The sequence below is a fragment of the Amycolatopsis sp. NPDC043889 genome (assembly GCF_056435645.1).
In genome coordinates this window covers 776,524-789,279 of sequence record NZ_JBWKEC010000001.1, presented here as the reverse complement: position 1 = coordinate 789,279, position 12,756 = coordinate 776,524, and the positions used below count along the sequence as shown (strand labels likewise).

Below are 12,756 nucleotides of genomic sequence, written 5' to 3'. Positions count from 1 at the left end.
CGCCGACCGCAAATCAGCCACCCCTACGGGTGAACCCGGATTTTCGACCCCAAATGCTCATCCCGTGATCTGGAGCAGGGAAGATGGCCCGCATGACAAAGGCGACAGAAGTGACCGGGGACCTTTCGCCGGGTGTCATCCCCCGCAGCCCGATCGCGAAGACGAGGCTGTTCTTCAAGCTCCACTGGCACCGCGGCGCGCCGGGACAGGCGACGCCGGACTGGGTGCTGAACTTCTGCTACTCGATGTGGCTGGCGGCGTTCGCCTTCAAGCTGGTCGGCTCGTCGTGGGACATGTCGTGGCATTTCATGTGGCTGCGCGACGACCTCGCCCCGCCGCACCTGATCAACACCGTCGGCACGGTGATCATCATGGTGCTGGTGGCGATCCACAGCTACACCGGGATGGGCGCCGACCGGCGGTCCCTGCGGCTGATGCAGGTCGGGCTCGTGGTGTTCCTCATCGCGGCGCCGCTGGACGTCATCAACCACCGCGTCAACGGTCTCGACCTGACCGCGTGGAGCCCGTCGCACATGATGCTCTACATCGGAACGGGCATCATGCAGGCCGGAGTGATCATGGGCTGGCTGAAGTACGCGAAGCCCGGCCGCCGGCGCACCGGTGTCCTGATCGGACTGTGGGCGTTCTTCCTGGAGAACACCTTCTTCCCGAACGGTCAGCAGGAGTACGGCATCCTCGGCCTGCGCGCTTGGGAGCGCGGCACGCCCGAGGCCGAGCCCGAGCTGCTGAACTTCGCCGCCAACCAGATCGGGCATCCGGTCGATCGGGTGGCCGTCGAGTACTTCACGATGCCGATCGACGACTGGGTCTACCCGCTGTGGGGTATCGGCGTGATGGCGCTGATCTTCGCGCTGGCGCGGCACACCACCGGCTTCCGCTGGGCCGGGACGACGGTCGCCGCCGCCTACCTCGCCTACCGGCTGGTGATGTGGCCGCTGCTGCTCGGGATGGGCTTCCCGGTCTCGGTCGTGCCGTTCTACCTGCTCGCCGTCGGCCTCGCCGTCGACCTGGCGTTCCGCATCGGCCGCGGCCATCCGCTGCTGACGGCGGGCGCGGGCGCGCTGCTGGTGACGGCGTTCGGCTACGGGATGCTGTGGGTGCAGTCGCAGTTCCGGCCGTGGATCCTCGGTGACGCGCAGACGGAGTCTGCGCCGCCGGTGGCCTACTGGACGGCCGCGGTCTGCCTGGCCGGGGTCGGCGTGCTGTGGGCCGCCGCCGGTCCGGGGACGCGGGCGATGAACTCGCTGCTGGAGAAGCGCCGCGAGAAGACGACGCTCCCCGCCGCCTGAGGCTCTGAGTACGTGAAGGCCCCCTTCATTGCGCCTAGCGCAGTGAAGGGGGCCTTCACGTACTTCCGCATTTAGAGGACTAAATGCGTACTGGTCAGAGCTTCTTGCCCGCGGAGCCCAGCGACTGAGCGGCCTCGACGACGCGCGCGGCCATGCCGGCTTCGGCGGCCTTCAGGTAGCTACGCGGGTCGTAGACCTTCTTGTTGCCGACCTCGCCGTCGATCTTCAGGACGCCGTCGTAGTTCTTGAAGAAGTGGTCCGCGATGGGCCGGGTGAAGGCGTACTGCGTGTCGGTGTCGACGTTCATCTTCACGACGCCGTACGACACCGCCTCGCGGATCTCCTCCGGCAGCGAGCCGGAACCGCCGTGGAACACGAGCTCGAACGGCTTCGAACCGGCCGCGAGGCCGAGCTTCTTCGCCGCCGCCTCCTGGCCGCCCTTGAGCACGTCCGGGCGCAGCTTCACGTTGCCGGGCTTGTAGACGCCGTGCACGTTGCCGAAGGTCGCGGCCAGCAGGTAGCGGCCGTTCTCGCCGGAGCCGAGCGCGTCGATCGTCTTCAGGAAGTCGCCCTCGGCGGTGTACAGCTTCTCGTTGATCTCGGCTTCGACACCGTCTTCCTCGCCGCCGACGACGCCGATCTCGACCTCGAGGATGATGTTCGCGGCCGCGGCCTTGGCGAGCAGCTCCTGCGCGATCTCGAGGTTCTCGTCGAGGTCGATCGCGGAACCGTCCCACATGTGGCTCTGGAACAGCGGGTGCTGACCGTTCTTGACGCGCTCCGCCGAGATCTCGATCAGCGGGCGGACAAAGCCGTCGAGCTTGTCCTTCGGGCAATGGTCGGTGTGCAGCGCGACGTTCACGTCGTACTTGGCGGCGACGACCTGGGCGAACTCGGCGAGCGCGACCGAACCGGTCACCATGTCCTTGACCTTCTGGCCGGACGCGAACTCGGCGCCGCCGGTGGAGAACTGGATGATCCCGTCGCTCTCCGCCTCGGCGAACCCGCGGATGGCGGCGTTCAGGGTCTCCGACGAGGTCACGTTGATGGCCGGGTAGGCGAATTCGTTCGCCTTCGCCCGGTCGAGCATCTCCGCGTAGACCTCGGGGGTGGCGATGGGCATCGTTTACTCCTCCTCGAAGCAGGCTGGTGCACCTCTCGGCCGCATCGTACGAGGTCGGCCGGGAGGTGCCTACAGCCGTCGCGTCAGAGGAGGACCGCGGCGAGCGCCCGGTAGACCGGCAGGGGGTCGGAGTTCAGTACCTGAATGTTGACGTGGTCCGCCCCGGCCTCGATATGCGCGGTGACGCCGCGGGCGACCGTCTCGGCGTCGCCGTGCACGGCCAGCGCGTCGACCAGCTTGTCACTGCCCTCGCCCGCCAGGTCCTCGTCGGTGAAACCGAGTTTCCGCAGGGAGTTCGTGTAGTTGACGAGGCCAAGGTAGAACTTGACGGTGCCCCGCCCGATCTCGCGGGCCTTCGCCGGATCGGTCTCGAGGACGACCTTCTGCTCGGGCGCGAGCAGCGGCCCCTCCCCGAGGATTTCCCGCGCCTGGCGCGTGTGCTCGGGCGTCATCAGGTACGGGTGAGCGCCCGCCGTGCGGTCCCCTGCGAGTTTGATCACCTTCGGGCCGAGCGCGGCGAGCGCGCGGCCTTCGACTGGCACTCCGGCGGCGTCGAGCGCGTCGAGGTACTCGACCAGCGCCGTATACGGCTTCTTGAACTCCGCGGTGTGCTCGCGGTGCCCGGCGCCGACACCGAGCAGGAAGCGGCCCGGGTGTTTCGCTTCGATGCGCTTGTAGGACTCCGCGACCGTGGCCGCGTCGTCCTTCCAGATGTTGACGATGCCGGTGGCCACCTTGATCGTCTTCGTCGCGTCGAGGAGTTCCTCCGCTTTCGCGAGGTCACCCGCGGGCGATCCGCCGAGCCAGATGGCGCCGTATCCGAGTTCCTCCAGCTCGCGCGCGAGTCCGGGGGTGAACACGCTTTCGTGCTGCCAGATGCCGATCCTGCCGAGTTCGATTCCCATGTACCGAGGCAACACCGCGAGCGGGCGATGTCTTCCCTTAAGTTCGAGCCATGGCGAAACTCGGGAATACCGACCTCGACGTCCGTGGGATCAACCTCGGCGGCAACGTCTTCGGCTGGACCGCGGACGAGCAGCGGTCCTTCGCCGTCCTCGACGCCTACACGGCGGCGGGCGGCAACTTCATCGACACGGCCGACCTTTATTCGGCAGGCGGTTCCGAGACGATCATCGGCGAGTGGCTGGCCAAGCGCGGCCGACGCGACGACGTCGTCATCGCGACCAAGACCGGTATGTGGGAGGAGCGGAAGGGCCTGTCGGCGGCGAACATCGCGGCGGCGGCCGAAGACTCGCTCCGACGGCTCCGGACCGATCACATCGACCTCTACTACGCGCACATCGACGATCCGGACACCCCGATCGAGGAGACGCTGCGCGCCTTCGACGCGCTCGTGCGCGCGGGCAAGGTCCGTTACATCGCGGCGTCGAACTACTCGGCCGAACGGCTGAGCGAGGCACTGTCCATTTCGGATCGCGAGGGGCTGGCGAAGTTCGTCGCGCTGCAACCGCACTACAACCTCGTCGAGCGGGACTACGAGCGGGACCTGGCGCCGACGGTCGAGCGCGAAGGTCTGACCACGTTGCCGTATTTCTCGCTGGCCAAGGGTTTTCTCGCCGGGAAGTACCGGTCGAAGGACGACCTCGGCGACAGTCCGCGCGCCGCCCGCGCTTCGTCCTATTTGGACGAACGCGGCGAGCGGGTGCTCTCGGCGCTCGACGAGGTCGCGGAGTCCCGCGGCGTCCCGGTCGCCACCGTTTCCCTCGCCTGGCTGTTCGCGCGGCCGACCGTCACCGCGCCCATCGCGAGCGCCCGCTCGGTCGAGCAGCTGAACGACCTCCTGCCCGCCGTCGACCTCTCGCTTACCCCCGACGAGATCGACGCCCTCACCTCCGCCTCGCGCTGACACCCCCCGCATTTCGTCCTCTGAATGCGGTAGTTGGCACCACGAACTACCGCATCCAGAGGACGGAGCGCGGACTTACTTGCGGGTAGCTTACTCCGGGTAGGTTGAGGTACCGTCCGAAAGCCTTAGGGCTCGGACGAGGAGGCAACGTGGCCAAGAACAGCGTGAACGGCAAGGTCGTCCTGATCACCGGCGCCGCGAGGGGCATCGGCGCGGGACTCGCCGAGCGCCTGGCCGCGCAGGGCGCGAAGGTCGCACTGGTCGGCATCGAAGCCAAGGAACAGCAGGCGGTCGCCGACAAGATCGGCCCCAGCGCCCACGCCTGGGAAGCCGACGTCACCAGCTGGGACGACCTCGAACGCGCGACCGCGGGCGTCGTCGAACACTTCGGCGGGATCGACATCGTCATCGCGAACGCCGGCATCGCGACCTCCGGTTTCGTCCGGTCGGTGGATCCGGCCGCCTTCGAGAAGGTCATCGAGGTCGACCTCCTCGGCGTCTGGCGCACCTTCCGCGTCACCCTTCCGCATGTCATCGACCGCAAGGGCTACCTGCTCGCGATCTCCTCGCTGGCCGCGATCACGCACGCCCCGGGCATGGCCAACTACGCCGCCGCGAAGGCCGGCGTCGAGGCGTTCTGCAACAGCTTCCGCGCCGAAGTCGCCCACCTCGGCGTGAAGGTCGGCGTCGCGCACCCGACCTGGATCCGCACCGACCTCGTCGAGAGCGCCGACCAGCACCCGGTCTTCGGCAAGCTCCGCGCCGGCATGCCCGGCCTGCTCGGCAAGACCTATCCGCTGTCCGTCGCGCTCGACCACCTCCAGGCCGGGGTCAACAAACGCGCCCGCACCGTGCACGTTCCCCGCTGGGTCGGCGGTCTCAAGCTGATCCGCGCGTTCCTGCCGCCGATCATCGAGATCGGCGCCAAGAGCCGGATCAAGAAGGCCGACGCCGCGGCGCTCATGGACATCAAGGAGCGCGGCGCGTACGAATCTTCAGTGACCGGTCAGGCAGGCCGGGCCGCCACACGAAAGGGCTGACGTATGTCCCGTCGCGACCAGATCCGCATGTCACCTGACGAACTCGCCGCGTACCTCGACGAGCAGAAGGTCATCAACGTCGCGACGATCGGCCCGAACGGCCGCCCGCATCTGGCGCCCCTCTGGTACTACCCGCACGAGTCCGGCGTCGCGACCTGGACCTACGGCACGTCCCAGAAGGCGAAGAACCTCGAGCGCGACCCCCGCGCCACCGTGCTCATCGAGGACGGCGAAAGCTACGACAAGCTGCGCGGGGTCTCACTCGAAGCCGACGTCGAGGTCATCACCGATACGGCCGTGGTCACCCAGATGGGTATCCAGCTCATGCAGCGCTACGCAGGCGCGAAGCCGGGCGATCCCGTTCCGGACGAGCTCACGGGCTTCATCGGCAAGCAGGCCCCGAAGCGGATCGGGCTGATCTTCCGGCCGACCAAGATCGTGAGCTGGGACCACACGAAGCTCGGCGGCACATACTGACGGGTAGGTAGTACTAGCAAGTAACTGTTACTTGAGGTAACGTCATCTGGGCACGAACGCCTCGAAGTGGAGGATTGCCAGATGACCGAGCGATTCAAGGTCGTGATCGTGGGCACCGGTTTTTCCGGGCTCGGCCAGGCCATCCAGCTCGAAAAAGCCGGGATCTCCGACTACGTGATCCTGGAGAAGGCGGACGAAGTCGGCGGTACGTGGCGCGACAACTCGTACCCCGGCTGCGCCTGCGACGTGCAGTCCCACATGTACTCGTTCTCGTACGAGCAGAACCCGGACTGGTCGCGGTCGTTCTCACCCGCCCCGGAGATCTTCCAGTACCTCAAGGACGTCACCGACAAGTACCGGCTGCGGCGCAAGATCCGCTTCGGCGTCGAGCTCACCGGCGCGACGTGGGACGAGACCTCGCGCCGCTGGCACGTGCACACGAAGTCGGGTGAGTTCGAGGCGCGGTTCCTGATCTCGGGCGTCGGCGGCCTGCACATCCCGCAGGTGCCCGAGCTGCCCGGAATCGAGAAGTTCAAGGGCCAGACCTGGCATTCCGCGCAGTGGAACCACGAGTACGACCTTCGCGGCAAGAAGGTCGCCGTGGTCGGCACCGGCGCCAGCGCGATCCAGTTCGTCCCGAAGATCGCCCCCGAGGTCGACGAGCTGACCCTGTTCCAGCGCACGCCGCCGTGGATCATGCCGAAGCCCGACCACGCCATGCCGGGCTGGGCCAAGACCGCGTTCCGCCGGATTCCCGGCGTGCAGCGGCTTTACCGCAACGCGCTCTACTGGTTCCTCGAAGTGCGCGCCGTCGGCTTCAACGGCCATCCCGCGATCATGAAGGCAGGCGAGGTGATCGCGAAGCGCCACATCGGCAAGGCCATCAAGGATCCGAAGCTGCGCAAGAAGGTCACCCCCGACTACACCATGGGCTGCAAGCGGGTGCTGATCTCCAACGACTACTACCCGGCGATCAACCGGTCCAATGTGGACGTCAACACCGAAGGCGTGCGCGAGGTCAAGGCGCGCAGTGTCGTCGACGGGAACGGCGTCGAGCACGAGGTCGACGCGATCATCTACGGCACCGGCTTCAAGGTCACGGATGCCTTGGAATACCTGGACATCACCGGGATCGACGGCCGCGACCTCGCCAAGGAATGGGCCACCGAGGGGATGCACACGCACAAGGGCATCACCGTTTCCGGCTTCCCCAACCTGTTCTTCCTCCTCGGCCCGAACACCGCGCTGGGCCACAACTCCGTGGTCTTCATGATCGAGTCGCAGGCGCGGTACGTCGTCGACGCGATCAAGCTCGCCGATTCCCGTGGCGCCGCCGCGCTCGACGTCCGCGCCGGTGTGCAGGAGAAGTTCCAGCGCGAGATCCAGGACAAACTCGTCAAGGGCGTGTGGACCCAGGGCGGCTGCAAGAGCTGGTACCTCGACGCGAAGGGTGTCAACCGCACGATCTGGCCGGGCTTCACCTGGCGCTACTGGCTCGACACCCGCAAGGTCGACCCGAGCGACTACGAACTCAGCGGGAGGTCGTCGTGACGGACCACGAGCAGATCGTCCTGCACGCTCGCGACGTCGAATTCGACTGGGCGTCGCTGCCGATGCACTGGATTCCCGGCGAACCGCAGGCGACGCACACCATCAACGTGCTGCATCTGGCGCTGCCGGAGGGCGAACGCTGGTTCGTCGAGGTGTTCAAGCAGGCCGTGCCGCTGATCCGCGACGAGCGCCTCAAAGAAGACGTCCTCGGCTTCATCGGCCAGGAAGCCATGCACGCCGAGGCGCACGACGGCGCCGCCGAACACCTCGAAGCGGCGGGCGTCCACGTCCGGCCGTACATCGCGCAGATGGAGTGGATGTTCCGCCGCCTGCTCGGCGACCGCGAGCTTTCCGCCAAGCGGCGCGAGGAATGGCTGATCGAACGGCTCGCCGTCATCGCCGCGATCGAGCACTACACCGCTTTCCTCGGCCAGTGGATCCTCGACGCCGAAGCGCTCGACAAAGCGGGCGCCGACCCGACGATGCTGGACCTCCTGCGCTGGCACGGTGCCGAAGAGGTCGAGCACCGCTCGGTCGCCTTCGATCTGTTCATGCACCTCGACGGCCGCTACACCCGCCGCGTGCGCAGCATGCTCGTGGTAACGCCGGTGCTCGCCTGGGTTTTCCTGCGGGGCACCAGGTTCCTCATGAAGAACGACCCGACGCGGCCGGGCAAGACGAGTTTCCGGACCTATCTGCGCGTGGCGAAGCTCGGGCTCCTGCCGTCGGGCAAGCAGTTGCGGCGCGAGATCCGGCCGTACTTCCGGAAGTCCTATCACCCGACGGAAACGGGCAATACCGATCAGGCCGTCGCGTACCTCGCGAGTTCGCCGGCCGCGCTGGCCGCCGACGAACCCCAGTGACGCCGCCGACCCGGCCGCTGCGGCTCGACGGCAGCGGGCGGACCGACCGCGCGATGGCGGCCCTGACCGGTGTCGTCGCGCTGTACCGCAGGCTCAGCGGGGTGAGCGGCCGCCGTCGTCCGCCGGTGGTCGCCGTCGACCGTGATCTCCCGCTGGTCGTCGACGAGGTCCGTACCGAAGCCGACGGCGTCGCCGGCCTGCGGCTGGTGCACGAACACGGCGAACCGCTGCCGCGATGGCGGCCCGGCGCGCACATCGACCTTTCGCCACGGCCGGGGCTGGTCCGTCAGTACTCCCTGTGCGGCGATCCGGACGACCGCTCGGCCTACCGCGTCGGTGTCCGCCTGCTCGGCGAGGGATCGACGGCGGTGCACGCGTTGAAGAAGGGCGCCCGGATCACGGCGCGCGGCCCGCGCAACGCGTTCCCGTTCGTCGCGAGCCCGGCGTACCTGTTCATCGCGGGCGGTATCGGGATCACGCCGATCCTGCCGATGGTGCGGCAAGCCGCCGCGGCGGGCGCGGACTGGCGATTGGTCTACACCGGGCGCGACGAAGCCTCGATGCCATTCCTGGAGGAATTGTCCGAATTCTCCGACCGTGTCTGGATTCGTCCGGACACGGACTACGGGATCCCCGCTTCGGGCGCCGAACTTCTCGACGGCGCCCCAGAAGGCGCGCCGATCTACTGCTGCGGCCCGGTTCCGATGATCGTCGGCGTCCGCACGGACGCGGCACTGTGCGCTTCGGGACCGGTGTTCTTCGAACGGTTCTCGACGCCGCCGATCGTCGGCGGCAAGCCGTTCCGCGTCGAACTGGCCCGCAGCGGCAGGATTTTGGACGTGCCCGCCGACCGGACGACGCTCGACGTCCTGCGCGAAACCGTGCCCGGTATCGCGTATTCGTGCCGTCAGGGGTTCTGCGGGACGTGCGAACTGCCGACGGTGACCGGCGACCGCGTCCGGGTCTGCGTCGAACGCGAGCCGGTCACCCTCGATCTCTGAGCCGTCAGGGGATCCAGGCGCCGATCACGGGTTTGAACTCGCGCACCGTCCGCTCCGCGACGACACCTTCGAGGTGGTACGGGTCCTGGTCGATGATCTCCATCAGCGCCGCCTCGTCCGCCGCCTGGTACATCGAGATCCCGCCGGAGCCGTCGCCCAGCGGACCACCGAGCGCGACGACGCCCTGGTCGGCGAGGCGGGAAAGGAATTCCCGGTGCCGGGGGCGCACGTCCGCCAGCTTCTCCTGCACGTACGTGATCTCCACCAGGAACCAGGCCATCGACATCTCCAAGGTCGCTCCAACAGACGCCCCCAGCTTCTCAGGATCCGATCAGGCAGGACTCCCGCCCCACCCGATACGCTGATCGAGCGCCACGCACAGGTTGTGCTTCAAAGGGGTAAATGAACAGGTAGGGGTACATGCTCGAGGGCAACGCGGAACGCAGTGTCGAGGCGACCCTCGGCCACTTGCGCACCATGGACGGACCGGTCACGCCACCGCCGCCTGCGGCACCGCTGACCCTTGAGGATCTCTATCGCCAGCACCGGATGCGACTCGTCCGGCTGGCCATCCTGCTCGTGGACGAACCCGCGACCGCCGAGGACGTCGTCCAGGAGGCCTTCACCGGGCTGCACCGCAACTGGGGACGCCTGCGTGACGCCGCCGCGGCCGTCGGATACCTGCGCACCGCCGTGGTCAACGGATCACGCAGTGTGCTGCGCCGCCGCAAGACCGCACGCGAGTACGTCGCACCGCACGCCGTCAACGCGCGTTCGGCCGAAAGTCTCGCCATGCTGTCGAGTGAACATCAGGCCGTGGTGAGCGCTTTGTCCAAACTGCCCCCTCGCCAGCGCGAGGTTTTGGTCCTCCGTTACTACGGTGGGCTGAGTGAGGCCGAAATCTCCGAGGCCGCGGGGATCTCGAAAGGTACCGTTAAGTCAACCGCCAGCCGGGCGCTGGAGGCACTGCAGAAAGCGATGCAGTCACCGAACTGATGCCCGGCCTTCATCTCGACCGCTGGGTTGTGCCGCCATGCTTGGTCCAGACCAATATATGCTGGGGGGCGTGAGAGGCGCCGGAGATTTCGTGATCGTGGGCGGCCGGGTCGTCGCCCCGGACCGTGTACTCGACGACGGCTGGCTGGCTATCGCCGGCGGCAAGATCGTCCAAGTCGGTTCCGGGACACCCCCGGACATCGACCGCGTGGACGTCGACGGGTGCCTGGTCGTGCCCGGCTTCGTCGACACCCACTGCCACGGCGGCGGGGGCGGGTCGTTCTCCAGCGCGAACCCCGAGGAGCTGCTCCGCGCGGTCCGCGCGCATCGGCGGCACGGGACCACGACCATGCTCGGCAGTCTGGTCTCGGATCCCGTCCCCGTGCTCAGGGACCAGATCGCGGCCCTGCGTGAGCTGGTCCAAGAGGGTGAACTTGCCGGAATTCACCTTGAAGGACCCTTCATCTCGAAGGCGCGGTGCGGAGCGCACGACCCGGCGACGCTGATCGAGCCGGACACGGCGACGGTCAACGCGCTACTCGGCGCCGGCCGCGGCGACATCCGGATGGTCACCCTCGCCCCCGAACTGCACGGCGGGATCAAGGCGGTCCGGCAACTGGCCGAATCGGGCGTCATCGCCGCCATCGGGCACACCGACGGCGTCGAGGACCAGATCATCCCCGCGATCGACGCGGGCGCCTCCGTCGCGACGCACCTCTTCAACGCCATGCGGCCTCTCCACCACCGCGAACCCGGCCCGATCGGCGCGCTCCTCGACGACGAGCGCATCACCGTCGAGCTGATCTGCGACCTCGTCCACGTGCACCCGACCGTGCTGCGGCTGGCCGCGCACCACGCGGGCAAGGGCCGGACCGTGCTCATCACCGACGCCATGTCGGCCACCGACGCCGCCGACGGCAGCTACATCCTCGGCCGCCTCGAGGTCGACGTCCGTGACGGTGTCGCCACCCTGGCGGGCAACGGTTCGCTGGCGGGCAGCACGCTGACCATGGACGCGGCCTTCCGCAACATGGTCCGCGGGGCGGGCATCGACCTGCTCGACGCCGTCCGTGCGACCTCCGGACGCCCCGCCGAACTGCTCGGCATCGCCGACCGGACCGGCTCGCTGCGCGCCGGGCTCGCGGCCGACGTCGTCGTGCTCGACCGCGACCTGCGGCCGGTCAGGGTGCTTCGTCAGGGCGAGTGGGTCAAGGACGACGCTGCGGCTACATTGAGCGCCACGGCCCCGCTGAGCGGGGCGGTCGAAGGCGGCGTGTCGGTCAGCGACGGGTAGCGGCGAAAGGAGTCCCGGATGAGCGAGCCCAAGGACCCGGAGAAGCTCCTAGCCGACGCCCTGCGCGCTCAAGCCGTCTTCGCCCCTTCGGCGGAGCGGGTCTCCGAGACCACTGCGGACAAACCGGCTGAAACGGACACCGAGAGTAACCCCGGGGCTCCCGGAGAACACGAACTGCCGCTTCAGTACGGCCTGCTGTCCGGTGCCGGTGCCGGCTCGCTCGAACGGGAGCGCGTCGCGCTGGAGGATGCGGAAACGGCCAGGCTGGCAGAGCGTCCGACCCCGCCTCCGGCACCTTCGCCGAGCAGCCCGCCTCTGCCCGCGTACTGGGTGTTGTTGCTGGCTGTCCTGCTGGGGCTCGCAGCCGGCTCCGTGATCGGGCTGCTCACGCTGATCTGAGCCGCCCTCTCCCGCCGGGTCAAGGCACTCAGCGTCACCCTGTACCGTTTTGGTGTGATCCTGGCGCAGAACACCGTGACGACGATGGGCCTCCTGCCGGAGTGGCTGGACCCGCAGCACCTGCTCAGCGGACTGACCGTTCCGGTCATCACCGTGCTTTGCCTGATCATCTTCATCGAGAGCAGCATCTTCCCGGTGCTGCCCGGTGACTCCCTGCTCTTCACCGCGGGCCTGTTCATCGCGAACGGCTCGATCGAGGCACCGCTGTGGCTGGTGTGCGTGCTGGTCACGGTCGCCGCGCTGGTCGGCAACCTGCTCGGCTACGGCCTCGGCTGGAAGGTCGGGCCCTGGCTGTTCCGCAAACCGGACTCGAAGTTCTTCAACAAGAAGTACGTCGACCAGACACACGCCTTCCTGGAGAAGCACGGGCCGAAGGCGGTCGTGCTGGCGCGGTTCGTGCCGTTCGTGCGGACGTTCATCACGTGGATCGCCGGCATCGGCAAGATGGACCCGAAGAAGTACTTCACCTACACCGTCATCGGCGGCATCCTGTGGGCCGCCGGGATCACCGCGCTCGGTCACCTGCTCGGCGGCGTCGCGTTCATCCGCGACAACGTGGACGCGATCTTCATCCTGATCGTGCTGGTCTCGGTGGTGCCGATCGTGATCGAGTACCTGAAGGCGCGCCGCGAGAAGAAGCACGCGAACACCGCGACCGGCCTCGTCGTCGACACCGCCGAGGACGTCACTCAGCAGATCCCGCGCATCCGGGACTGACCCCTTACGAAGTGCCGTGAACGGTCCGTTACTTGCAAATTTTGCAAGTAACGGACCG

Annotated in this window: 14 protein-coding genes; 11 read left to right on the top strand and 3 right to left on the bottom strand. The window is 67.7% G+C overall.

What is annotated here, in order from left to right:
* Positions 1 to 92 precede the first annotated feature (92 nt).
* On the top strand, positions 93 to 1,310 hold the full coding sequence (locus AC0685_RS03995) for a hypothetical protein (protein ID WP_478224190.1): 1,218 nt from the start codon (positions 93 to 95) through the stop codon (positions 1,308 to 1,310).
* 94 nt (positions 1,311 to 1,404) lie between these two features.
* Here the strand turns inward: AC0685_RS03995 and fbaA are convergent, their stop codons facing one another.
* On the bottom strand, positions 1,405 to 2,433 hold the full coding sequence (fbaA, locus tag AC0685_RS03990; RefSeq protein ID WP_034312446.1) for a class II fructose-bisphosphate aldolase: 1,029 nt from the start codon (positions 2,431 to 2,433) through the stop codon (positions 1,405 to 1,407).
* Positions 2,434 to 2,516: 83 nt separating this feature from the next.
* Positions 2,517 to 3,338 carry an LLM class F420-dependent oxidoreductase gene (locus AC0685_RS03985; protein WP_478224189.1) on the bottom strand — a complete coding sequence of 274 codons (822 nt, stop codon included), beginning with the start codon at positions 3,336 to 3,338 and terminating at the stop codon, positions 2,517 to 2,519.
* A 50-nt stretch (positions 3,339 to 3,388) separates the two neighbouring features.
* Here AC0685_RS03985 and AC0685_RS03980 point away from each other — a divergent pair, with 50 nt between their 5' ends.
* The 6 genes from AC0685_RS03980 (at position 3,389) to AC0685_RS03955 (ending at position 9,232) form a co-directional block, all read left to right on the top strand.
* On the top strand, positions 3,389 to 4,300 hold the full coding sequence (locus tag AC0685_RS03980; RefSeq protein ID WP_478224188.1) for an aldo/keto reductase: 912 nt from the start codon (positions 3,389 to 3,391) through the stop codon (positions 4,298 to 4,300).
* A gap of 149 nt (positions 4,301 to 4,449) precedes the next feature.
* The gene (locus tag AC0685_RS03975; RefSeq protein WP_478224187.1) at positions 4,450 to 5,340 is read left to right on the top strand and encodes an SDR family oxidoreductase; all 891 of its coding nucleotides are present in this window, start codon (positions 4,450 to 4,452) and stop codon (positions 5,338 to 5,340) included.
* Between the two features lie 3 nt (positions 5,341 to 5,343).
* A complete protein-coding gene (locus tag AC0685_RS03970; protein WP_125679571.1) occupies positions 5,344 to 5,817 on the top strand; it encodes a pyridoxamine 5'-phosphate oxidase family protein in 474 nt (157 codons plus the stop codon).
* A gap of 81 nt (positions 5,818 to 5,898) precedes the next feature.
* Positions 5,899 to 7,368, top strand: coding sequence for a flavin-containing monooxygenase (locus AC0685_RS03965; protein WP_478224186.1), 1,470 nt, complete (start codon positions 5,899 to 5,901; stop codon positions 7,366 to 7,368).
* On the top strand, positions 7,365 to 8,231 hold the full coding sequence (locus AC0685_RS03960; protein WP_340686206.1) for a metal-dependent hydrolase: 867 nt from the start codon (positions 7,365 to 7,367) through the stop codon (positions 8,229 to 8,231). The genes AC0685_RS03965 and AC0685_RS03960 overlap by 4 nt, the downstream gene beginning before the upstream one ends.
* The gene (locus tag AC0685_RS03955) at positions 8,228 to 9,232 is read left to right on the top strand and encodes a PDR/VanB family oxidoreductase (protein WP_478224185.1); all 1,005 of its coding nucleotides are present in this window, start codon (positions 8,228 to 8,230) and stop codon (positions 9,230 to 9,232) included. Before AC0685_RS03960 ends, AC0685_RS03955 begins: the two co-directional genes overlap by 4 nt.
* Positions 9,233 to 9,236: 4 nt before the next feature.
* Here the strand turns inward: AC0685_RS03955 and AC0685_RS03950 are convergent, their stop codons facing one another.
* Positions 9,237 to 9,512 (bottom strand): YciI family protein, encoded by a 276-nt coding sequence (locus tag AC0685_RS03950; protein WP_340686204.1) that lies wholly within the window; start codon positions 9,510 to 9,512, stop codon positions 9,237 to 9,239.
* A 140-nt stretch (positions 9,513 to 9,652) separates the two neighbouring features.
* Here AC0685_RS03950 and AC0685_RS03945 point away from each other — a divergent pair, with 140 nt between their 5' ends.
* The 4 genes from AC0685_RS03945 to AC0685_RS03930 all read left to right on the top strand — a co-directional run bounded on the left by AC0685_RS03945 (position 9,653) and on the right by AC0685_RS03930 (position 12,698).
* On the top strand, positions 9,653 to 10,228 hold the full coding sequence (locus AC0685_RS03945; RefSeq protein WP_007032484.1) for a SigE family RNA polymerase sigma factor: 576 nt from the start codon (positions 9,653 to 9,655) through the stop codon (positions 10,226 to 10,228).
* A gap of 91 nt (positions 10,229 to 10,319) precedes the next feature.
* On the top strand, positions 10,320 to 11,522 hold the full coding sequence (gene nagA / locus AC0685_RS03940) for an N-acetylglucosamine-6-phosphate deacetylase (protein WP_478224459.1): 1,203 nt from the start codon (positions 10,320 to 10,322) through the stop codon (positions 11,520 to 11,522).
* An 18-nt stretch (positions 11,523 to 11,540) separates the two neighbouring features.
* Positions 11,541 to 11,921 (top strand): hypothetical protein, encoded by a 381-nt coding sequence (locus AC0685_RS03935; protein ID WP_478224184.1) that lies wholly within the window; start codon positions 11,541 to 11,543, stop codon positions 11,919 to 11,921.
* A gap of 54 nt (positions 11,922 to 11,975) precedes the next feature.
* Positions 11,976 to 12,698, top strand: coding sequence for a DedA family protein (locus AC0685_RS03930; protein ID WP_478224183.1), 723 nt, complete (start codon positions 11,976 to 11,978; stop codon positions 12,696 to 12,698).
* Positions 12,699 to 12,756: the final 58 nt, after the last annotated feature.